Annotated in this window: 18 protein-coding genes; 4 read left to right on the plus strand and 14 right to left on the minus strand. The window is 66.8% G+C overall.

Annotated features, from left to right (window positions below):
* Positions 1 to 16: 16 nt before the first annotated feature.
* The 10 genes from AC1Q7F_RS03975 to AC1Q7F_RS04020 form a co-directional block, all read right to left on the minus strand.
* Entirely contained in the window at positions 17 to 1258 is a 1242-nt protein-coding gene (locus tag AC1Q7F_RS03975; RefSeq protein WP_492504029.1) for an HAD-IIIA family hydrolase, read from the minus strand.
* Positions 1259 to 1361: 103 nt separating this feature from the next.
* Complete coding sequence (locus AC1Q7F_RS03980; RefSeq protein ID WP_492504031.1) at positions 1362 to 2492, minus strand: ABC transporter permease; 1131 nt, start codon at positions 2490 to 2492, stop codon at positions 1362 to 1364.
* A gap of 2 nt (positions 2493 to 2494) precedes the next feature.
* Positions 2495 to 5239: a ribosome-associated ATPase/putative transporter RbbA gene (gene rbbA / locus AC1Q7F_RS03985; protein ID WP_492504033.1), complete on the minus strand. Its 2745-nt coding sequence runs from the start codon at positions 5237 to 5239 to the stop codon at positions 2495 to 2497.
* Positions 5226 to 6227: an HlyD family secretion protein gene (locus AC1Q7F_RS03990; protein WP_492504035.1), complete on the minus strand. Its 1002-nt coding sequence runs from the start codon at positions 6225 to 6227 to the stop codon at positions 5226 to 5228. Before AC1Q7F_RS03990 ends, rbbA begins: the two co-directional genes overlap by 14 nt.
* Positions 6228 to 6338: 111 nt before the next feature.
* On the minus strand, positions 6339 to 7061 hold the full coding sequence (locus AC1Q7F_RS03995; RefSeq protein WP_492504037.1) for a helix-turn-helix domain-containing protein: 723 nt from the start codon (positions 7059 to 7061) through the stop codon (positions 6339 to 6341).
* A 134-nt stretch (positions 7062 to 7195) separates the two neighbouring features.
* Positions 7196 to 7579 carry a response regulator transcription factor gene (locus AC1Q7F_RS04000; protein WP_492504039.1) on the minus strand — a complete coding sequence of 128 codons (384 nt, stop codon included), beginning with the start codon at positions 7577 to 7579 and terminating at the stop codon, positions 7196 to 7198.
* A gap of 125 nt (positions 7580 to 7704) precedes the next feature.
* The gene (locus AC1Q7F_RS04005; protein WP_492504041.1) at positions 7705 to 8328 is read right to left on the minus strand and encodes a response regulator transcription factor; all 624 of its coding nucleotides are present in this window, start codon (positions 8326 to 8328) and stop codon (positions 7705 to 7707) included.
* Positions 8318 to 9835 carry a PAS domain-containing sensor histidine kinase gene (locus AC1Q7F_RS04010; protein WP_492504043.1) on the minus strand — a complete coding sequence of 506 codons (1518 nt, stop codon included), beginning with the start codon at positions 9833 to 9835 and terminating at the stop codon, positions 8318 to 8320. Before AC1Q7F_RS04010 ends, AC1Q7F_RS04005 begins: the two co-directional genes overlap by 11 nt.
* A gap of 135 nt (positions 9836 to 9970) precedes the next feature.
* Positions 9971 to 11569 carry an MBL fold metallo-hydrolase gene (locus AC1Q7F_RS04015; protein ID WP_492504045.1) on the minus strand — a complete coding sequence of 533 codons (1599 nt, stop codon included), beginning with the start codon at positions 11567 to 11569 and terminating at the stop codon, positions 9971 to 9973.
* Entirely contained in the window at positions 11566 to 13080 is a 1515-nt protein-coding gene (locus AC1Q7F_RS04020) for a thymidine phosphorylase family protein (protein ID WP_492504047.1), read from the minus strand. The genes AC1Q7F_RS04015 and AC1Q7F_RS04020 overlap by 4 nt, the downstream gene beginning before the upstream one ends.
* 262 nt (positions 13081 to 13342) lie before the next feature.
* Between AC1Q7F_RS04020 and AC1Q7F_RS04025 the strand changes: the two genes are divergently transcribed.
* From AC1Q7F_RS04025 to AC1Q7F_RS04040, 4 genes are all read left to right on the plus strand, one after another.
* Positions 13343 to 13837, plus strand: a complete 495-nt coding sequence (locus AC1Q7F_RS04025) for a YciE/YciF ferroxidase family protein (RefSeq protein ID WP_492504049.1) — start codon at positions 13343 to 13345, stop codon at positions 13835 to 13837.
* A 61-nt stretch (positions 13838 to 13898) separates the two neighbouring features.
* Positions 13899 to 14225, plus strand: coding sequence for a hypothetical protein (locus tag AC1Q7F_RS04030; protein ID WP_492504051.1), 327 nt, complete (start codon positions 13899 to 13901; stop codon positions 14223 to 14225).
* 10 nt (positions 14226 to 14235) lie between these two features.
* Positions 14236 to 15642: an amidase gene (locus AC1Q7F_RS04035; protein ID WP_492504053.1), complete on the plus strand. Its 1407-nt coding sequence runs from the start codon at positions 14236 to 14238 to the stop codon at positions 15640 to 15642.
* Positions 15639 to 16634: a P1 family peptidase gene (locus AC1Q7F_RS04040; protein WP_492504055.1), complete on the plus strand. Its 996-nt coding sequence runs from the start codon at positions 15639 to 15641 to the stop codon at positions 16632 to 16634. Before AC1Q7F_RS04035 ends, AC1Q7F_RS04040 begins: the two co-directional genes overlap by 4 nt.
* Positions 16635 to 16663: 29 nt before the next feature.
* Here AC1Q7F_RS04040 and AC1Q7F_RS04045 read toward each other — a convergent pair whose 3' ends face one another.
* Genes AC1Q7F_RS04045 through AC1Q7F_RS04060 form a run of 4 tightly spaced genes read right to left on the minus strand, consistent with a single transcriptional unit; the run spans position 16664 to position 22948 of the window.
* A complete protein-coding gene (locus AC1Q7F_RS04045) occupies positions 16664 to 18250 on the minus strand; it encodes a dipeptide ABC transporter ATP-binding protein (RefSeq protein ID WP_492504057.1) in 1587 nt (528 codons plus the stop codon).
* Complete coding sequence (locus AC1Q7F_RS04050) at positions 18247 to 19047, minus strand: ABC transporter permease (RefSeq protein ID WP_492504059.1); 801 nt, start codon at positions 19045 to 19047, stop codon at positions 18247 to 18249. Before AC1Q7F_RS04050 ends, AC1Q7F_RS04045 begins: the two co-directional genes overlap by 4 nt.
* Entirely contained in the window at positions 19044 to 21587 is a 2544-nt protein-coding gene (locus AC1Q7F_RS04055) for an ABC transporter substrate-binding protein (protein WP_492504061.1), read from the minus strand. Before AC1Q7F_RS04055 ends, AC1Q7F_RS04050 begins: the two co-directional genes overlap by 4 nt.
* Positions 21584 to 22948 carry a tetratricopeptide repeat protein gene (locus AC1Q7F_RS04060; RefSeq protein ID WP_492504063.1) on the minus strand — a complete coding sequence of 455 codons (1365 nt, stop codon included), beginning with the start codon at positions 22946 to 22948 and terminating at the stop codon, positions 21584 to 21586. The genes AC1Q7F_RS04055 and AC1Q7F_RS04060 overlap by 4 nt, the downstream gene beginning before the upstream one ends.
* Positions 22949 to 22977: the final 29 nt, after the last annotated feature.

The following is a 22977-nucleotide window of genomic DNA, read 5'->3' on the forward strand; positions in this document are numbered from 1 at the left end:
CAACGGCGCGCACACTTTATCCGACAAGGGCGCGGACCTGCTCCAACATGTCTGCGCAATCAATCAGGTGCCCTGGGATGCAGGCCGCCGTCGCTGCCTGGATGTCACTTTCCTTGTCACCCAGCAGGAAACTGCCCTTCAGTGTGACGGGCCATTGCTCCAGCAGGTTGAGAAGCATGCCGGGTTCAGGCTTACGCCACGGATGGGGGCGGCGATACTGGGGAACGACGCCGTCGGGATGATAGGGGCAATAGCGCCAATCATCGACATGGGCCCCGGCATGGGCAAGGTCCGCCTGCATCCAGGCATGCAGGGCGCGAACCGCCTCCTCGTCATAATAACCGCGGGCCACGCCGGACTGGTTGGTGACGACGAAGACGTAATAGCCGTGCTCGTTCAGGTACAAGATCATCTCACGCGCACCTGGCAGCCATTCGATCTGATCCGGACGATGGGCATAGCCGATATCGGCATTCAGAACCCCGTCCCGATCCAGGAAGGCGGCCGGCCGTTGCTGCCAGGTGGGGATTTCGGTCTGCGCACGGCGGAAATCCGCCGGCACGCCGATATCGATGAAATAACCATCGCACAACGCGCCGCTCAGCATCCCGCCCCGCGCCAGGGCCGGCAGGATCTCCCGCTCCAAAGAGCAGGGTAGAGCGTCGATCATCTCCAGGACAGCGCGGTCCAACCAATAGACGCCACCATTGACCATTGCGGGGCCGGCGTGACCGACCGTTTCGCCAACACGGGTGATACGACCCTCCGTCTGTTCCACCACGCTACACGGGGCGCCATCGGCCACCGCACGAAGCGCGATGCGCCCCCGGTCACCGTCCCGCCAGCCCGCCCCGACCGACAGCGCCAGATAATTGATATCCAGCAACGTTTGACCGTTCAGCAGCAGGAACCTCTCATCCAGCAGGTGGCCGGCACAGCGCAGGGCGCCGCCGGTCCCTGCCGGTTCCGGCGCGGCGATGCAGGTAATCTGCATACCCAGGTCTGGTGCCCGATCCACCACCCCCCGCATCTGTTCGGCCGGACCACCGGTCAACAGCACGATCCGGCGGAAGCCATGGCGGGCCAGGTTCGCCAGCAGATAATCCAGGAATGGCACGCCGCCGACAGGCAAAAGCGGCGTCGGCATGGAGTCCGTTGGCGAACCGGGACAGGTATCGCGACCACCGATCAGGATGACCGCCTGCCTTGCCAACGCGATTTGGGCCTGGGCCGCAAGCTTTGCTTGCAATATCGCCAAATCGCCACCCCCATCTTTTCATCGATGAATATACGAAGCAGCGATGGGACCGGAAATCAACCTGCAACTTGGCAGATGGTGCCGGGCCCCAGCCTTGATGACCTTAACCCTGCTGGCTGCGGGCCAGCATGGCGCGAAACTGCGACAGGGCAACGCCAAGGAAGCCGGCACCCAGACCCGTCAACACCAGCATCTGCGGCCAGACGAGATCGATCCCTGCGCCACGATAGAGGATGGCCTGGGCCAGCTTCACGAAATGCACCGTGGGCGAAAGCTGGATCAGCCATTGCATGAATTGCGGCATGCTCTCCAGTGGCGAGGTGGCGCCCGACAGCATATTCAGCACCATGAAGGTGGGAATGGCGATCAGTGAGAATTGCGGCATCGACCGCGTGACCGTGGCCAGCAGGATGCCCAGCGACATGGTGGCGAAGAGATAGAGGGCTGCACCCGCCAGAAACAGCCCGATGGAGCCCGCGACGGGCACGCCCAGCCACAGCGTCACCACGAAGCGCAGCGACAGGCCGGTGGCGATCAGGATCACGAGACCGTTGGCCCAGATCTTGGCCGCCGCGATCTCCGACGCACCCAGCGGCATGACCAGCAGATGCTCGATCGTGCCATGCTCGCGCTCGCGGATGACGGCGGCCCCGACCAGCAGGATCGACAGGATGGTGACGAACTGGATTACCGCCATCACCGCCTGGAACCACATGCCTTCCAGATTGGGGTTGAAGAAGACGCGGGCCACCAGGCTTACCGGTGCCGTATCCGCGTCACGGGGAGAGAACGCGCGGCGAACCTCCTGGTCGATGATCTGCTGGATATAGGCGCTGCCCACGCCGGCCTGCGTCATGGCCGTGGCATCGATATTGAGTTGTACCGTGGGGGAATGGCCGGACCGCAGGTCGCTTTCCAGCCGGGGCGGCAGGTCCAGGATGAAGGTGCTTTCCCCCCGGTCCATGGCCGCGTCCATTTCCGACCGGTCCAGATCGGTGGGGGGCCGGAAATAGGGTGGCAGCAATGCTTCGCCGATACGCCGCGACAGGGCCGAATGGTCGCCGTCGATGATGGCGACGCGGGCATTGGTGACATCCGTCTGCACGCCCTTGGCCACCGTATAGACCGATATGGTGAAGCTGTAGATGATCAGGGCCAGCAGCACGCGGTCGGCCAGCAGGCTGGCCAACTCCTTGCGCCCCAGGAACCAGACGGTGGTCAGCCAGTGGCGCATGCTCATGTCTCCTGCTTGCGCAGCAACAGGCAGGCCATGGTCATGAAGCCCAGCGCGAATAGGCCCAGCATGACGAATTCCAGATGGAAGGCTGCGAAAGGCCGGGCCTTGGCGAAGCTGCCCAGGCTGATCGTCTGGAACCACAGGGCCGGAAAGGACAGGCCGAGCAGGCGCGCCCCGCCTTCCAGGGTGGCGGCCGGATACATGAAGCCGGAGAAATTGACGGCCGGCACAGTGCAAAGGATGGCGGTGACCATGATGGCCGCCACCTGCGTGCGCACGAAGGACGAGACGAGCAGACCCAGGGCCGTACCGGCAAACAGGTAAAGCAATGCCCCCAGGCAGAGCGCTGCCAGCGATCCCTTCACCGTCACGGCGAACAGCAGGGCGGCAGCACCCAGCATGATCAGGAAGGACAGGAATCCGACCAGCACATAGGGCGCCTGCTTGCCGATCAGGAACTCGCCCACCGTGGCGGGCGACGCGTAGAGGTTGGCGATGGAGCCTACCTCCCGCTCCCGCACGACGCCGACGGCGGTCAACATGGGCGGGATCATGACCAGCAGCACCATGATGACGCCCGGCAGGATGGCGGCGGCGCTGCGGAATTGCTGATTGTAGCGGAAGCGGGGTTCGATGCGGACGCCCGCTGCCACCGCGCGGGCCGACGTTGAGCGGCGGGCGAGATCTTGCGCATAGGCGATGGCGATACCTTGGACATAGCCCTTGGCCGTTTCCGCCCGGAACGGCATGGCCCCGTCCAGATAGACCGCCAGTTCCGGCCGCCGCCCCTGCATGAGATCGCGTCCGAACGATGGCGGGATGGACAGGACCAGCCGCAATTCCCCCGATCTCAGCCGCCTTTCAATATCCGCTTCGGAGCGGATGGGGGCCCGTTCATGGAAATAGCGGGACCCTGTCAGATTCTCCACCAATTGCCGGCTTTCCAGCGTCTGGTCGCGATCATAGACCGCGAATGGCAGGTCCTCCACGTCGAAGGTGATGCCGTATCCGAAGGTCAGCAACAGGATGAGCGGCCCCAGCAGCGCGAAGGTGAGACGGACCCGGTCGCGCATAACCTCCACCATCTCCCGCTGCGCAAACGCCCAGATGCGTACCAGCGAACGGGCGAGGCCCTCCTGCGGGGCCAGCACTGGGGTTGCCTGTACCGCGATGGCAGGTGCCGGCAGGGCTGCCTGTTCCGACAGGCTGTCGGCTTGGCCCAGAATGTCGATGAAGGCATCTTCCAGCGTCTGCGCTCCCCGAGCGGCCGTCAGCTCGTCCGGCCCACCGACGGCCAACACGCGGCCCGCATGCATCAGCGATATGCGGTCGCAGCGTTCCGCCTCATTCATGAAATGGGTTGAAACGAAGATCGTCACGCCGTCACGCCGGGACAGGTCGGCCAGATGTCGCCAGAACAGGTCGCGGGCGCCTGGGTCCACGCCCGATGTCGGCTCGTCCAGGATCAGGATTTCCGGCTTGTGCAGGCAGGCGGCGGCCAGTTGCAGGCGTTGGCGGATGCCCAGCGGCAAGGTCGATGGCAGCATCCCCGCCACATCCGCCAGGTCGAAATCATCCAGTGCCCGTGTTATCCGCCCCTCCATCTCCGCCCCCGGAATGCGGTAGAGATGTGCATGCAGGTCCAGATTGCCCCGGACGGTCAGTTCCTCATACAGCGAGAAGCCTTGCGACATGTAGCCGACGCGCAGGCGCGTCTGCACATCTGCCCGGCCAACGGGCCGACCCAGCAGGGTGGCTGTTCCGGACGTCGCCGGAAGCAGGCCCGTCAGCATCTTCATGGTCGTGGTCTTGCCGCAGCCATTGGAGCCCAGGAAGCCGAAAATCTCCCCGCGCCGAATGCGGAAGCTGACATCGTCCACCGCCGTGAAGTCACCGAACCGCCGCGTCAGTCCCTCGGCCATGATGGCGTCGGGTCCGTCGCGTTGCACGAAGGGCGGCATGACCAGCGGCTCGTGCCGCCCGCCGGCCTGAAGGGCGACATAGGCCTGCTCCGGGGTCGCCGCATGGGCCTGGGCCAAGACCGTTTCACGCGGGCCGGCGGCCAGGATGCGGCCCCCATCGACCAGGGCCAGATGGTCGAAACGCGCTGCCTCCTCCATATAGGCCGTGGCGACGATGAGGGTCATGCCCGGCCGCTCGGCGCGGATCGCGTCGATCAGCGCCCAGAACCGGCGGCGCGACAGCGGGTCGACGCCTGTCGTCGGCTCGTCCAGGATCAGCAGATCGGGATCGTGGATCAACGCACAGCACAAGGACAGCTTCTGCTTCATGCCGCCCGACAGTTTACCAGCCGGCCTGTCCGGGAACGGGTCGAGACCCGTCGCCTTCAGCAGCCTGTCGATGCGGGCCCGGCGTTCCGACGTCTGTTGTCCGAACAGCCGGCCGAAGAAGTCGATATTCTCCGTCACCGACAAGGTGGGATAGAGATTGCGGCCCAATCCCTGCGGCATATAGGCGATGCGCGGCGCGATAAGCGCGCGATGCCCGGCATCCGCCATGCTGCCGCCCAACACCTCCACCCGGCCGGCCTGCAACCGCTTCACCCCGGCAATGAGGCCCAGAAGGGTGGATTTTCCCACCCCGTCCGGCCCGATGATCGCCAGCGCGGCGCCGGTCGGAACCACAAGGGAAACATCCCCCAGGGCCACGCCGTCGCCATAGGAATGGCGCACGCCCTCCAGCCGGACGGTGGCACCAGGGGGGCAAGGGTCACCGGGCTGCATGGCTGGGCACCGGCGGCAATCTGATGGCCAGCCGGTCCGGCCACGCCACCGCCGGGTCCAGCCGCACATAGGCCTGGCCCGTCAGCCCGGCCCGTACATAGTCCCGGTATGTGGTCAGCAAGGCCGGGGCGATGGCCAGCTTGACGCGATACATCAGCTTCTCGCGCTCGTCCGCTGTCTCCACGGCCTTGGGCGTGAACTGCGCCTCCGCCGCCACGAAGCTCACCTCGGCCGGGATGACATAGCCGGGTGCCGAGTCCAGCACGATGCGGGCGTCGGAACCGTGGGCCACACGCCCCGTCTGTCCTGTGGGCAGAAAGATCGTCATGTAGACGTCAGACAGGTCCAGCAGGGTCGCCACTCTGCTGCCGGCCGCCAGCACCTCGCCCGGATGGGCCAGCCGGTATTCGATACGGCCGGCCACCGGGCTGGCAAGATCGGTTTCGCCCAGATTGGTATCCACCACCAGAAGCTGGGCCTGTGCCGCCTGCAAGGCTGCGCCGGCGTCACCCACGGCGGCCTTTGCCGCCTGCACGGTCGCAGCACTCACGTCATTCTGCGCCTTGCGGCGGTCGACCTCGCTCGCGGGCACGGCATTGGTGCGGGCCAACTCTGTGCCCCGCCGCAACTCCACGCCCGACAGCCGATATTCGGCCTGGTGTACAGCCACCTGTGCTTCGGCCTGCAGAATGGCCTGTTCAGCACGCCGCACGCTGGCAGCCGCCGCCGCCCGCTGCGCCATCAACTCGGCCTTGTCCATGCGGGCCACGATGGCGCCGCGTGCCACCTGGTCGCCCTCCCGCACGGTGATTTCCGCCACGCGCCCCGGCAGTTTGGTGGCGATATCGATCCGCTCCACTTCCACACGGCCATTGGCGGTGGCCAGCCCCAAGGGCAGTTGCCCCGCCTGGGCGTTCCACCAATAGAGGCCGAAACCGCCGGCGATGAGCCCCATGGCAGCCAGGGCGATCAAGGGTGGCGCGCGCATTCCGGTCCACTCCATAAAATCCGCGATGATGTGGCAACCGTAATATGCGCGATCAGCACCGGCATTGCGCGATATCAATTTCGCAGGTGCAAAAAGACCTTTCGGGGGAAATCAATATCCGTCGGCCAGATCGGTCAGGGCCGCGACATCCAGTATCTCGATCACCTGCCCGGCATGCAGCCGGATGAGACGCTCCGTCTTCAGTCTGGTAACGGCACGCGACACCGTCTCGGTGGTCAGTCCCAGGAAGTCGGCCATATCCGCCCGCGTCATGGGCAGTTCCATGCGGCAATGATCCTCAGGCTCCGGCATGCGCCGCCTGGCCTGGGACAGCAGAAAGCTGGCCAGCCTCTCGACGGCCGTCTTGCGCCCGAGCAACACCATCTGGTCCTGGGCGACCTGAAGCTCCGTGGCGGTGGCGGCCAGCAGGCGCCGGCGCAGGTCGGGGTCCTGCTCCAGCAACATGTCCAATTGCGTCCGCGACAGCCGCCGTAGTGCGACGGACGTAACGGCCTCGGCGGAATAGAGATAGCTGCCGGCCGGGGCCAGTCCCAGCATGTCGCCGGGCTGGAGAAATCCAATGATCTGCCGGCGGCCGTCGGCCAGCATTCTGACGATCCGCACCATGCCGGCGGTGATGATGCGGATGCTGGTGGCCGGGTCTCCTTCGCAGAAGATCGTCTGGTCGCGGTCATAGGTGCCGGACTCATCCGCCCACAGGATGAAGGGGTTGGCGGCCGGGACCGGGCCGGCCGCCTTGGGCAGGAACATACCGGGCGCAGGCAGGGCCGGGCCGGCGCTGCGGCCGACAACAGGGACATTTGCGAGCGACATGATCATCGGGCTCCCCTTCTCCGGTCCGCGGTGCGGCCCGTTCCATCTCCATGCCCCGACCTTATCGTCTACACGGCTGCCCGATCAGTTCGGTCTTCTACCTACGTAAAATCCCCTATGGCCCCAGGACTGAATCAATTGCCATCGGGTGCCGGCGCCAGACGCAGCAGTTCAGCGATCAGCCGGTCGGTATCGACGGGCTTGTCCAGGAAGAGGGCGACGCCGGCCCGGCAGGCACGCTCCTGCGTTTCCGGTTCCATGCGGCCGGACATCATCACGACGGGCATCCCGTCCAACGCCGGACCGTGCTGTTCGATGAAGTCGATCCCGGTCATCTCCGGCATATGCTGGTCGAGCAGCAGGCAGCCTGCCCGGCCGTCGAAGGCCGACAGGAATTCACGGGCGGAGGCGTAGCAATCGACCTCGAAGCCATAGAGGCGCAACAGCACATGCAGGGAATCCCGGATGGATCCGTCATCATCGACGACATAGATCCGGCCGGACATTGCGTCGGCCACGATGAACCTCTGGACAGTGGAACTTCCGTCGGGGCGATGTCCGCCCCAAACAATCGTGAATTTAGAAAGCCCGTGTCGAAGAGGAAATAAGGGGTTCTGCGTATACCGGCGCGATTTGATGCGGATCAATCGCCCCGCGGCCGGATGCCGGCCGCCAGGGCGATGCGCACCAGATGCGACAGGCTATCGGCCCGCGTCTTCTCCATGACGCGGGCGCGATGGATCTCCACGGTGCGCGGGCTGATGGAGAGGTCGAAGGCGATGATCTTGTTGGGCTTGCCATCCACAAGCCCCCGCAGCACATCCAGTTCCCGTGGGGTCAGCGCCGACAGCTGCGCCAGCATCTCCGGCGACGGCCCCTGCTCAACCGGCGCCACGCGGGGGCGGGACAGGGCCGTGCGCAGGGAGGCCAACAGCATCTCCTCCTCGAACGGCTTCTCGATGAAATCGACGGCGCCGGCCTTCATCGCGGAGACTGCCAGGGGCACGTCGCCATGGCCTGTCATGACGATGATCGGAAGGGTTCGCCCCGCCGCCAGCAACCGTTCCTGCACCTCCAGCCCCGTCAGTTCCGGCATGCGCACATCAACCACCAGGCAGGCGCAGCGCTCGGGCGCGTCGGAGGCCAGGAACGCCAGCGGCGACGCGAAACTTTCCACCCGATAACCAGACGCAATCAGCAGCAGCTGCAGGCTGTCGCGCACCCCCTCGTCATCATCGACGATCGCGATGATCGGATCAGACACCATGGTCACCCTCCCCCTCGGTCAGCAGCGGCAGGGTGAAGCGGAAGGTGGCGCCCCCCCTGTCGTTGCGTTCCGGCCAGAGCCGGCCGCCATGCGCCTCGATGATGGAGCGGCTGATGGACAGGCCCAGGCCCATGCCGCGTTCCTTGCCGCTGACGAAGGGTTGAAACAGGTTGGCCATCGCCGCCTCGTCCAGTCCGGGGCCGGTATCGGCCACGGCGACCTCGATGAAACCCTGCCCGTCCGTCATGGCGGCGATGGACAGAACCCGTTCGGGCCTGCCGCTCATCGCCTCCACGGCGTTGCGGATCAGGTTGAGCAGCACCTGCTGGATCTGGATCTTGTCGATGGTGGCCCTCAGTTCCTGCCGGGGCAGGTTCAGCTCGATCCGCACGCCGGTTTCCTTGGCCCCCACCAGGGCCAGGGCGGCCGCCTCCTCGACTACCCCGCCCAGGCCTTCCACGCGCCGGTCGGTGCTGCCCTTGGCGATGAAGTCGCGCAGCCGCCGGATGATCTGTCCGGCCCGCAGCGCCTGCTGTGACGCCTTTTCCATGGTGTCCCTGACCAGGGACATGTCCGCGCCATCCGCCCGCTCGATCATCCGCATCGACGCCTTGATATAGTTGACCACGGCCGTCAGCGGCTGGTTCAGCTCGTGCGCCAGGGCGGACGCCAGCTGGCCCATGACGCTAACCCGGCTGACATGCAGCAGTTCGGACTGGAGCTGCTGGAGCCGCCGCTCCGCCGCCTGCGTTTGCGTCAGGTCATGGACAAAGCCGGTGAACAGCCGTTCACCCTCCAGGTCCACCGCACCCACGGCCAGTTTCATGGGAAAGACGGAACCGTCGCGCCGTTGGCCGGACACGATGCGACCTGTGCCGATGACCCGCTTCTCGCCGGTGGTCAGGTGGCGGGCGATGTACTGGTCATGTTGGTCACGATAGGGCGCGGGCATCAGCAGGCTGACATTCCGGCCCAGCACCTCCGCCTCCCCATAGCCGAACAGCCGCTGGGCCGCCGGGCTGAAGGAACGGATCAGCCCCTGCCCGTCGATGACGATGAGGGCATCGGGAATAGTCTCGATGATGGAAGCCAGCCGCGCCTCCCGGTTGCGCAGCGTCTGCTCGGCATCCCGACGGCGGCTGATGTCGCGGATGATGCCGATATAGACGGGGGGACCATCCTGCTGCGCCTCGCCCACGGACAATTCCATGGGGAAGGTGCTGCCGTCCCGCCGCAAGCCGGTCACCTCCCGCCCGATCCCGATGATCCGCCGTTCGCCCGTGGCATGAAAGCGGGCCAGATAGCCATCATGCTCATCCCGATAGGGGGGCGGCATCAACATCTTGATGTTCTGGCCGACCACATCGGCAGCCGACCAGCCGAACAGGGCCTCGCAAGCGGGATTGAAGGACTGGATCCGGCCTTGATGATCAATAATGATCACCCCGTCGGGCACCGTTTCCATCAGCGCCTGGAAACGGGTGAAGAGTTCGCGGTCTTCTGTCACGGCTGAAATCTGCCACTCTCTGAACAGTTTGGCTGCCGATCCAGTCTAATGCGAAATCATGGTGGGTGGAAACCACGCATAGGGTGTGGTCGCGATCCATAGTCGCCCGCAGCTGCAGCGCCGCCCGCTTTCAAATTATATTCCCAGCGCTGCCTTCACCTTGGCCAGCAGCGCCTCCCGCGCCGCGTCGTCCTTCTCGCCCCGCACCTTGTCGGACAGGGCCAGCATGGTGGCGGCGTAATCATTGTGCCAGTCACGGGCTGTCGTGACGGCGCGTGGCGGGACCGGGGATTGGTCGTTCCGCGCGCCGCGTGCGGTCAGGCACCACCGGCTGTCCAGCGCCGGAATGTGAATCTTGACGTCATCGATGCCGGCGGCGGCCAGTCCCGCCTTCAGCGCCGCCCGCTCCTGCTCCTCCCCATGCACGATGAAAATGCCGCCGGCCACAGGCAGCCGGTCCAGCGTCCAGCGCAACAGATGGGAGCGGTCGGCGTGACCGGAATAGGTGTCCAGCGTGCGGATGCGGGCGCGGACCCGCACCTCCTCCCCATGGATGCGCACGCGATCCACCCCTTCCTGCATCAGCCGGCCCAGCGTGGCCGGCGCCTGGTACCCCACCAGCAGCACGGTTGCCGACGGGCGCCACAGGTTGTTCTTCAGGTGGTGGCGGATACGTCCGGCCTCGCACATACCGCTGGCGGCGATGATGATGGCCTCTCCGGTGATGCGGTTCAGGCGCTTGCTGGCCTCCACATCCTCCGTCAGATGCAGGTTGCGGCGGGAGAAGGGCGGCGGCGTGCCGGCCTCGTTGATGTCCGGCAGGTGCCGGTCGAAGACGCGGGTGACATGGATGGCCAGCGGGCTGTCCAGGAACACATTCACCGGCGGCAGCACGCCGGTGTCGAACAGCCGATCCAGGTCGTAGAGCAGTTCCTGCGTGCGCTCCACTGCGAAGGCCGGGATCAGGACCGGCCCACCCTGCGCCAGCGCCTCCTTCAGTTCCGCCCCCAGCAGGGCCCGGCGTTCGTCGGCGGTCATCAGCGGCCGATCACGTCCGCCATAGGTCGATTCCACCACCAGCCAGTCGGGCCGCACGGGGCTTTGCGGATCGACATGGAAGGGCTTGTCCCCCGGACCGATATCGCCGGAGAACAGGATGCGCACCGGTCCGTCCGCGCCCGGCACCTCCAGTTCGATGGAGGCGGAGCCCAGGATATGCCCCGCATCCCAGAAGCGCGCCCGCACGCCCGGCTCCACATCGACCCAGATATCGTGCTTCACGGGTGACAGGCGCGACAGCACACGTTCGGCATCGGCCTGGGTATAGATGGGCTCCACCTCCCGCCCTCCGCGCTGGCGGTTGCGACGGTTGAACCGGCGGACCTCGCTTTCCTGGATGAAGCCGCTGTCGGGCAGCATGAAGGTCAACAGATCGGCCGTGCCGTGCGTGGTGACGACGCGGCCAGCGAAGCCATGGCGATAGAGCTTGGGGATCAGGCCGCTATGATCGATATGGGCATGGGTCAGCAGCAGGACGGACGGTTCCGCCGGATCGAAGGGGAAGTCACGATAGTTCAGCTCCTGGACGCTCTTGGAGCCCTGGAACATGCCGCAATCGACCAGCAGCGTGCCGGCCGCGTGCCGCACCAGGAAACAGGAGCCCGTGACGCCCCCGGCGGCACCATGGAAGGTGATGATGGGGTCGCCATCAGCATAGCGGGTCGGTTGGGTCATCGGATGGTTTCCCCTTCATGTTTGCCGTTCACGACATAACCCGACGCTTCCGCCGCCAGACCGCAGGCGAAGCGGAACTCCACCTCGCGCTCGGCATGGATGCGATAAAGCGGCTCCCCGGCCTGCACCCGATCGCCCGCCTTCTTCAGAAGGTCGATGCCGGCCCCCGGATCGAAGGGCGCGCCCGCCAGCCGCGCGATGCGGGCCAGACGGTGGCAGTCGATGGCCACCACCCTGCCATCTGCATCGGCGACCACGTCGCGGACCAGGGTGCCCAGGGTGGCGATGCGGGGCGGCGGCCCTTGCAGTTCCATGATCTTCAGCATGGTTTTCAGCGCCGCCCCGCTTTCCAGCAATTCGCGCGCCCGTGCCATGCCGGCGCCGCCGCGCAAACCGGGGTCGAATTCCAGGATGCGGCCGGCCAGGGCCAGGGACCGTTCGCGCAGGTCTCGCGGCGCATCGGCCCGGTTCTCCAGCACGGCCATGACGTCGCGCGCCTCCAGCACGGGGCCGATGCCGCGCCCCACCGGCTGCGACCCGTCACTGAGCGTGACGCGCAGGGTCAGACCGATGGCGTCGCCCACATATTCGAACAGTTTGCGCAACCGGGCCGCTTCCTCGGCCGAACGCACCTTGGCGCTGGGGCCGACGGGCATGTCGATGACCAGATGGGTGGATCCGGCCGCCTTCTTCTTGGACAGGATGGAGGCCACCATCTGCTCCCGCGTGTCGATGTTCAGCGGTCGTTCCACGGCGATCAGCACATCGTCGGCCGGTGACAGGTTCACATGCCCGCCCCAGACCAGACAGCCGCCGGCCTCAGCCACGACGTTGCGCATGTGCGGCAGATCCACCGCCACATTGGCCAGGATCTCCATCGTGTCGGCCGTGCCGGCGGGCGATGTGATGGCGCGCGAGGAGGTCTTGGGCATGGGCAGGCCATGCGCCGCCACGATCGGCACCACGATCATCGAGGTGCGGTTGCCGGGAATGCCGCCGATACAATGCTTGTCCACCACCAGCGGTATGCCGGGCCAGGACAGCCCCTCGCCGGCGGCGGCCATGGCGCGGGTCAGCCCCAGCGTCTCCGCCGTCGTCATGAATGATCCGCAGGCCACCAGAAAGGCCGCCACTTCCACCTTGGCATAACGGTGACCGGCGACATCGTCGATGATGGCGCGGAAACTGGCCTCATCCAGTTCCCGCCCGCCGATCTTGGCATGCAGGGCCTCCCGGCTTCGGGGCGGATGGGGATGATCCAGGCGGATTTCGGCACCGTCGGGCTGGCCGAAGCGGATAAAGGCCTGTTCGGACAGGCCCAGGCAATCGGGCGGGAGGATGGCCGGATCATCCACCAGGTTCAACGCCGCCACCAGTCGTGTCGCACCTGCGACCACCTCCACCTTTTCCTGTCCCTCAAAGGCGGCGGCGCGGTAATGGGTGCAGGCGCGCGAAAGGTAGGCGACATTCTCCCGGCTGGTGGAGATGCCGATACGCTTCAATCGCAGCAATCTCCGTCCCTCCTCCATGTCGTTCTTTCAACGAACCATGAGGGGCGCATGGAGCGGCCACCATGATCTGGATCAAGCTGCCCCCCCCCGTGCCGCAACCGATGGAACGGTCAGATATTGTCGAAAAGCCGGCACCAACTCCGTCGTCTGATATTCAGTCATGGCGCATGGGAACGCCTGCTCTCCGGCGGTGTTTAAGCGGTGCGGGCCGGCGGCGTCCGCCCCCCGACCAATCCCCCCACCGCTTCAGGAGCTCACCCTCATGTCCAGGCAACCCAAGAACCTGAACGACCTGTTCCACGAGACGCTGAAGGACATCTACTTCGCCGAGAAGCAGATCCTGCGCGCCCTGCCGAAGATGGCCCGCAAGGCCAATGCCGAACAGCTGACCCAGGCGTTCGAACAGCACAGGACAGAGACCGAAGGCCAGATCGAACGGCTGGAAAAGGTGTTCGAGATCATCGGCAAGACCCCGCGCGGCAAGACCTGCGACGCCATCATCGGCATAATCGATGAGAGCAAGGAGGTCATGGAGGATTTCGCTGACAGCGATGCGCTGGACGCCGGCATCCTTTCCGCCGCCCAGGCTGTCGAACATTACGAGATCAGCCGCTACGGCACCCTGATCGCCTGGGCCGAACAACTGGGCCTGACCGAGGCCGTGCCGCTGCTGGAGGAGACCCTGGCAGAGGAGAAGCGCACCGACGTTTTGCTGAGCAAGCTGGCGCTCTCCAGCGTCAACGCCGTCGCCGCCTGACCCGCGGCGCCAGGGTCCGCCCCCCGTGCCGGCCTGTTGTGCCGGCACGGGCCAGTGTCACTTGCCGGCCCGGCTGCCGCCCACCCATCATCGCCACCTGCAGGTGGCGCCGACACTGGTCCCGTCGGGGCTGGAATTCTCCAATGGGATGGTCGGTTTCGACAAAGACGGGCGGGAATATGTCATCACCCTGGATCACGACCGGGCGACGCCGACCCCCTGGATCAACGTCATCGCCAATCCGGGCTTCGGCTGTCAGGTCTCGGCCGAGAAGCAGACCCGCTGCCAAATGATCATGACCGGGCTGTCTCCAACGTCCCGATCCGTGGCCTCGATCCCTCTCACCAGCCAAATCAGTGGCTTGCGCCCGCTTGACAAGCGGATTTAGGCTGCAATCCATGACCGATCCTTGCGACCTTGGTGCCGTCCCCATGTTGGCGGCCTTCCGGCAATGTACGCTGTCACCTGTGGAGGTGATGCGTGATGTGCTGGACCGGATGGAAGCGGCGGAACCGCTGTTGGCCGCAACCTGGGCCGCCGAGCCGGATAATGCCCTGGCGGAGGCGCGGGCGGCAGAGGCACGGTGGCGGGCGGGTCAACCGCTGGGGCCGCTGGACGGGGTGCCTGTTACCATCAAGGAACTGATCGCCACCAAGGGCTTCCCGAAACCGTTGGGCACCGCCGCCACAGAACTGGTGCCGCAAGCGGCCGATGCGCCACCCGCGGCGCGTCTGCGCGATGCCGGCGCCATTCTCTTCGCCCGCACCACGGTGCCCGACTACGGCATGCTGTCATCGGGACTATCCAGCTTCCACCGGTTGTCGCGCAATCCCTGGAACGCAGCGATGAACCCTGGCGGGTCCAGCGCCGGGGCAGCGGTGGCGGCGGCGGCAGGATATGGCCCGCTGCATGTTGGCACCGACATTGGCGGTTCCATCCGGTTGCCGGCTGGCTGGTGCGGCATCTTCGGGTTCAAGCCAAGCAATGGCCGTATCCCCATCGACCCGCCCTATCACGGGCGCGTCGCCGGCCCCATGACGCGCGATGTGGCAGACTGCGCCCTGATGATGTCGGTGCTGTCCCTGCCCGATGAACGCGACCACATGTCCCTGCCGCCGGCCGACCTGCCCTGGCAGGATCTGGATATCGACGTGAAGGGGCTGCGCATCGGCCTGATGCTGGATGCTGGCTGCGGCCTGCCGGTGGAACCGGAAATCATCCAGGCGGTGACGGCGGCGGCGCAGGCGCTGGCCGATGCGGGTGCCGTTCTGCAACCGGTGGGGCCGGTGATCAGCCGTGCGATGCTGGACGGGCTGGACCGGTTCTGGCGGACACGGTTCCTGCATGAAATGGAAAAGCTGCCGCCGGAACGCCAGGGGCTGATCCTGCCCTATATCCGCGATTGGGTGGCGGCGGCCCGCGCCTATACCGCCATGGATGTCTATACGGGCCAGGAACAAATGCTGGCGATGAAGGAGGCGGCACGGGACATCTTTCACGGGCTGGACTTCATCCTGTCACCCACCGCTCCCGTTCCCACCTTCCCGGCCCAATGGGCCAGCCCCGTCAACGATCCCGCCCGACCCTTTGAACATATCGCCTTCACCGTGGCCTGGAACATGTCGGACCATCCGGCATCCTCCATCAATTGCGGCTATACCGACACCGGGCTGCCCATCGGGTTACAGATCGTGGGGCGGCGGTTCAATGATGTCGGCGTTCTGCGCCTGTCGCGCTTTTACGAGACCATCCGCCCGGTGCAACGGCCCTGGCCCACGCCCTGGCGACAACAGGTGAAGCCATGAACTTGGGTCCCGGACCCCGCAACAGCATCACCGACATCGATGGATTGCTGGTCGGCCACGCCACGGATGAGAAGATCGGGTCCGGCGTGACCGTCATCCGCTGTGGCGGCCAATGGGTGGCGGCGGTCGATATCCGCGGCGGCGGTCCCGGCGCGCGGGAGACGGAGACCTTGGTCCCGGAAAATGTCGTGGGCGGCATCCATGCCATCACGCTGTCCGGCGGATCGGTGTTCGGGCTGGCGGCGGCGGACGGGGTGGTCGGATACTTGTCGCAACGCGATGTCGGCCTGCGCCTGCGCCCCGGCGGCCGCGCCATCCCCATCGTGCCCGCCGCCGTGCTGCACGACCTGAACAATCCGGGTGACAAGAACTGGGGCGAGGTTTCGCCCTATCGCGCCCTGGGTGCGGCCGCCGTGGCGGCGGCGGGAACCGATGTCGCCCTGGGCTCGGTAGGGGCCGGACGGGGCGCCATGGCCGGCTATGTCAAGGGTGGTATCGGCACGGCCTCTCTGGACCTGGGCGATGGGTTAATCGTGGCGGCGTTGGTGGCGGTCAACCCCGTCGGGTCCGTCTTCATGCCCGACGGTCGCACCTTCTGGGCCTGGCCCTATGAGATTGATGGGGAGTTTGGTGCCCAACGCCCCGCCCCCGACGGCCCACCGGTCACCGACCCCACCCCCGATGTCACGCGCCTGCGCGAGTTGGGCCGGCTGAACCCCGGTGCCAACACGACGCTGGCTGTCGTCGCCACCAATGCCGCCATCGACAAGCTGGAGGCCAAGCGTATCGCCATCATGGCCCAGGACGGTCTGGCCCGCGCCATCCGGCCTGTCCACACGCCGTTCGATGGTGATCTGGTTTTCGCCATCGGCAGCGGGGCCGTGCCCCTGGGGGATGAGCGAACGAGGGCCTGGCAGGCCGCCCGCGTCGGGTCCGCTGCCGCCGACGTGCTGGCCCGCGCCATTGCGCGCGGCGTGCATCACGCCATGTAAGTCAGGGCTCGCCTTCGGCTCGACCTGACCTACGGGATTTCGGGTAATCGCGGCGTCGCGGCCAGCAATTGCGCCGTATAGGAGTGCTGCGGTTCCGCCAGCACGCGCGCAGTCGGCCCCTGTTCCACGATGCGGCCCTGTTTCATCACCAGCACCCGGTCGGTGACGGCCCGCATCACCGACAGATCGTGGGAGACGAACAGATAGGCTAGGCCCAGTTCCGCCGACAGCCGCACCAGCAGGTCCAGGATGTCGGCCCGGATCGACACGTCCAGCGCCGACACCGCCTCGTCCAGCACCACCAGCCTTGGTTCCACGATCAGGGCGCGGGCCAGCGCGAGGCGCTGGCGCTGCCCGCCGGAGAATTGATGGGGGTAACGGTCGGCATCGTCCGGGGACAGGCCGACCAGCGACAGCACCCTTTCCACCCGCTCCCGCTGCTGCGCCATGGTCAGCGGTTGATCCAGCAGGTGCAGCGGTTCCGCCACGATCCTCACCACCTTTTGGCGCGGGTTGAAACTACCGGCCGGGTCCTGGAATACGGCCTGCATCTGTTGCCGCAGCGTCCGTAATTCAGATCCCCGGCTGTCCTGCACCGACCGGCCATTCAGCAGGATTGTCCCCGCCTGCGGCCGGTCCAGCCCCAGGACACAGCGCAGCAGGCTCGACTTACCCGAACCGCTTTCCCCCACGACACCCAGGGTTTCACCGGGTGCGATGGTGAAGCTGACATCGGCCACGGCATGGACGGGATCACCCCGCCGGAACAGGCCCTGACGCTCACCGGGATAGGTGCGCGTCAGGCCGGTGACCGACAGCACGGGCGGGGCGGTCGGGTCAACGGCGTGGGTCCGCAACGGCCGGTGCCGGGACCGGTCCAGCAGCGACCGTGTATAGGGTGCGGTCGGCCGTGACAGCACATCCATTGCTGCCCCCTGTTCGACCAGCCTTCCCGCCTTCAGCACGGCGATCCGGTTCGCCACCTGCGCCACCAGCCCCAGATCGTGGCTGACCAGCAGCAGGCCCATCCCCTCCTCCCGCACCAGCCGGACGATCAGGTCCATGATCTGCGCCTGGGTGGTGACATCCAGGGCCGTGGTTGGTTCATCGGCGATCAGCAGCCGGGGCCCGCCGGCAATGGCGATGGCGATGCCCACCCGTTGCCGCTGACCACCCGACAATTGGTGCGGGTAGCGCCGGGCAGGAATGTCCAGGCCCACGCGGGCCAGCAAGGCCAACGCCGCCGCCCAGGCCGCCCGGCGACCCAGCCCACGGGTCGCCCGCACCGCCTCCGCCACCTGCGCCCCGATGGACAGGATGGGGTTCAGCGCCGTCAGCGGCTCCTGAAAGATCATGCCGGCCACCCGGCCGCGCAGCCTGTCGCCCTCACGCTCGGCCAAGCCGGTCCAGTCTCGCCCGTCCAGCAGCACGCGGCCGGTCACGGATGCGCTATCCGGCAGCAGGCCCATGGCGGCCAGGGCCGCCGTGGACTTGCCCGACCCCGACTCCCCGATCAGGCCGACGATTTCGCCCGGCCCCACATCCAGTGTCAGGCCCGACAAGGCCGACCGGTCGCCGTAACGGATGCTGGCATCCTGAAAGGACAGGATATTCATGCCCCCTCCCCCCGCCGCAGATGCCGGGCCAGCCCGTCACCGATCAGGGTCAGGCCGAACACGGCCAGCAGAATGGCCAAGCCCGGTGCGATGGCCAGCCAGGGTGCGGTCCCGATCAGGGTCTGCGCATCGGCCAGCATGCGGCCCCAACTGGGGGCCGGCGGTTGTACGCCCAGACCGACATAGGACAGGCCGGCCTCTGCCAGCAGCGCCAGGGAGAACTGGATCGTCGCCTGCACCGACAGCGGACCCGACAGATTGGGCAGGATATGTTCGGCGGAAATGCGGGCCTTGCCCTTGCCCGCCAGCCGCGCGGCCGCCACGAAATCCAGTTGCCACAGCCTTCGTGCCTCCCCGCGCGTCAGGCGGGCGAAGACGGGCACGTTCAGGATAGCGATGGCCAGCACCGCGTTCGATGCCCCCGGCCCCAACGTGGCGGCCAGCAGGATAGCCAGCATCAGCCAGGGAAAGGCAAAGACCAGATCGCCGGTACGCATCAACGCCTCATCCACCCATCCGCCTCGCGCCGCCGCCAGCAGGCCCAGCGGCACGCCCAGCAGCAGCGCACCCCCCACACCCAGCAGCGAGACGGACAGTGACACCGCCGCCCCGGCCTGGATCATGGACAGCACATCGCGGCCCAGATGATCGGTGCCGAACGGATGCACTGCCGATGGTGCCAACAACCGGGCACCGATATCGACCAGCGTCACGTCATGGGGTGTCCAGACCAGGGATAGCAGCCCCGCCGCCACGAACAGCCCCGTCAGCAGCAATCCCACCCGCAACGCGTTCATGCCACCCCCCCGTCCCGCAGGCGCGGATCGATCAGGGCATAGGCCATGTCGACCAGCAGCGAGGCGCAGACCGTGAAGCCGATCAGCACCACCACCACCGATTGCACGACGATCAGGTCGCGCTGGGCGATGGCCTGCAGCACCAGCCGCCCCAGGCCGGGCAGGGAAAACACATTCTCCACGATCGCCCCGCCGGCCAGCAGGAACGGCACCTGCAGGCCCAGCACCGTCAGCACCGGGCCCAGCGCGTTGGGCAGAGCGTGGCGCCGGATGGCCTGCGCCCGGCTCAACCCCTTGGCCCTTGCTGTGCGCACGAAATCCTTGTGCAGCGTCTCGATCAGGGCACCCCGCGCCACGCGGGCCAGGATGGCGGCCTGCGGCAGACCCAGCGCCAGGATGGGCAGCGTCAGGGCCGACAGGGCGGGACCCGGCCCTGCCGCCCAGCCCGGAAAACCGCCGGCCGCGAACCAGCCCAATCCCAGCGCGAAAATCAGGACCAGCAGGATGGCCAGCCAGAAACCGGGCACGGCAATGCCGACCCGCAGGACCCAGGACAGAATCCAATCCATCCATCCACCCCGCCGCACCGCCGCCAGATATCCCGCCGGCAGCCCGATGATGATCGACACCAACACCGACAGCAGTGCCAGCGGCAGCGACAGCGACAGCCGTTCCCCGATCAGATCGGCCACCGGCACGCGGTAGGTATAGGAGATGCCGAAATCGCCCCGCAGCAGCCCGCCGACCCAATCCAGATAGTGGGCCGGGATCGAGCCTGTCAGGCCCAGTTCCCGATGAAGATTGGCAATGGCTTCCGGGCTGGCATTCAGCCCCATCATGAAGGCGGCGGGATCGCCTGGCACCACCTGCACCAGGGCGAAGATCACCAGGGTGGCGCCCAGCAACGTGCCCGCCAGCACCGACAGCCGCGCCAGCACATAAGACGGCCCGAAACCGATGATGGCGGTCCCCAGCAGCAGGGCCAGCGCCCCCCACAACAGCCCGATGCCCCACCCGTCATCCGCCACGGCCGCCGACTGCCCGTCCCCCTCCGCATCGCCGGGGCCGTAATGCGCGGCGGCATAATCCAGCACCTGATTGGGGGAATTGATCCACAGGTCGGTCAGGGCGCGGTCCTGCACCCCCAGATGTGGAAACTGGTAGAGGAAGCCATTCACCGCATCGTCAACAAGCCGCCGTTGCAGGTCGCCCAGGATGCGGTGGCGTGCGGCCGCATCGGGCGCCGCCTTCAGGTCGGTCAGCAACGTGCGATAAGCCGGGCTTTCATAGCCAAAATAATAGTCCTGGCGGCCATAGATGGCATAATCGAAGGGTTCGGCATGGCTGACCATGGTCAGGTCGAAATCGTAGCGCTTATAGACCTCGTCCAGCCAGGCGGACCATTCGACATTGACGATGCGGGCACGGATGCCGACTGCGGCCAGTTGCGCCGCCACGATCTCCCCGCCCCGCCTGGCATAGGAGGGGGGCGGCAGCTTCAGGGTCAGGTCCAGGCCCCGACCATACCCCGCCTCGGCCAGCAACCGGCGGGCGGCGGCCGGGTCGTGCGGTGTCAGGCCCGTCAGGTCGACATAGTCCGGGCTGTGTGGGGGGAAATGGCTGCCGATGGGCGTGCCATACCCGTACATGGACCCGTCGATGATGGCTTGGCGGTCGATGGAAAGTGCGATGGCGCGGCGCACGCGGCTATCGGCCAGGGGACCCTGGCGCTGGTTGATGGCCAGGATCACCTCCCCCTCCGACGGGGTGATCGCCAGTTTCAGGCGCGGATCGGCGGCCAGCTGATCCAGCACCTCCGGTGCGGGAAAATCCGGAAACAGGTCCAGGTCGCCCGCCCGCATGGCAGCATAGGCCGCGTTGGGATCGGCGATGAAGCGGAAGACCAGCCGCGACAGGCGCGCCGGGCGACCCCAATAGCCATCGAACCGTTCCAATGTCACGGCGTCGCCCCGCCGCCAACCGGCAAAGCGGAACGGTCCCGTTCCCACCGGGCGGGTGGCCAGCGCATCGGCCGTGGCGCGCGACACGATGACCGCATCCCCCAGGCTCAGCAGTGTCAGGAAAGCCGAATCGCGTTCCGCCAGATCGATGCGCACCTGCAGCGGCCCCGTGGCCGTCACGGCGGTGATCGCCCGCAGCGCCTGCATCTGGGCATTGGTGGAGGTGGGGCCGATGGCGCGCGTCAGGCTGAACACCACATCCTCGGCCGTCAGCAGGCTGCCATCATGGAAATGCACCCCCGGCCGCAGGTCGAACAGATAGGTCCGGCCATCGTCGGACACGGTCCAGCCGCTGGCCAGCAAGGGCCGGATCGTGCCGTCGGCGGCGATGCGGGTCAGCCCCTCGAAGATGGTGGCATAGACGATATCGTCGGTGGCCGTGGCCGCCCCGCTGGTCGGGTCCAGGTTCGGCGGCTCCAGTTGCAGGCCGATGCGCAGCGTATCGCGCGGGGCCGCCTGCACGGCCAGCGGCAGAAGCAGGATCAGAAGGGCCAGCAGGCAGTGCCGCAGCAGCCTCATGCCGCCGCCCGCCCGTCGGCGCGGGCCTGAGCCTGCTCGGCCAGTCGCGGCAGGCCCAGGCGACGGTAAAGGTCGGCCAGCGCCCGGTTCAGCGGCACATTGCCGGGATCAGTGACACGGCGCAGTTCAAGCGCCTGCTGTGCCTCCACCCAGGCTCCGGCCTTGATCTGGGCGTCCAGCAGGAACTGGGCGAACAGGTCGCGCTGCGCATGGCTGCCGCCCAGCCGGGCAAGGCGCGGCACGGCATCGGACAGCAGCGCCAAAGCGGTCGCCGCATCACCCCGCGCCAGGGCCACCAGCCCGCGGGCCAGCGGCAGGGCCGCATCCCGCCACGTCGCGCGGCTGTGCAGGGGCCCATGTTCGGCGGCCTCGGCGATGGCGGCCAGTAACGGGTCGGCCTCCGCCCGCCCGGCCCGCGCCAGACCATAGGCATATTGGACGGACAGAAACGGCTGCACCACGTCGCGGGCCCGCACCGCCAGATAGGGTGCCAGGTCCGCCCAGCGGTCCCCCACCGCATAACCGGCCAGTTCCAGCCGGGCCAGCAGCGATACGGCCCCCACCTGATCCTGAGAATAGTCCCGGGCATGGGCCCAGACCTGGGTGTCGTAAATCTCCAGCACCCGGACCGCGTCACCCCGGCTCAGGTGGAACAGCGCCAGATGCCACCAGAGATGGGTGACCATGAAACTGTTCAGCCCCTGCCAGCCCGGCGACCAGCCGGTCAGTGCCGCCAGCCCCTCCTCCACCTGCCCGCGCGTCAGCCAGACATGGGCCAGCGCATGTTGTGCCCAGGGATCGGTGGGCACGATGGCCAGCCCTGCCCGCGCTGCCGCGGCCGCATCATCCAGCAGGTGCAATTGTTCATAGGCGAAGGCCAGACAGCCGCCCAGATAGGGAAGGTCGGGCGCCGCCGCCGCCGTTACCTGTGCCGCGCGCAGCATACCGGGGAAATCGCCATGGTTGAACTGATGATAATGCAGCAGCTTCAGCGTCGCCAGATCGCGCGGATGATCGGCCAGGATGGCCGACAGGATGGCAGTCGTGGCGTCGATATCATCATCGATCCAGGCGGCCAGCACCCCGGCCAGCCGGGTTTCCCGTTCATTGGCCGTGGCCAGAAACAGGCGGGCCGCCGCCAGATGCGGGCGGGCGGCATCGGCCGCTGCCGGTGCCTCGGCCAGAAGATTCAGGAAACCGGCATAGACATGGACCAGGGCCGGCGCATCCGGTGCCTTCGCCGCTTCCAGGATGTTAAGCGCACGCGATTCACAGGCGATCATACCGCCCACGAAATCATTGATCGCAGGCAGTAATCGATCCGGTACCGTAACGGAATTGCCCAGCAGATCCCTTGCCATCATCCACCCTTGCTGCGGTCCAGGAAGCC

The sequence above is a fragment of the Niveispirillum sp. GW835-FHT14G11 genome (assembly GCF_058793615.1).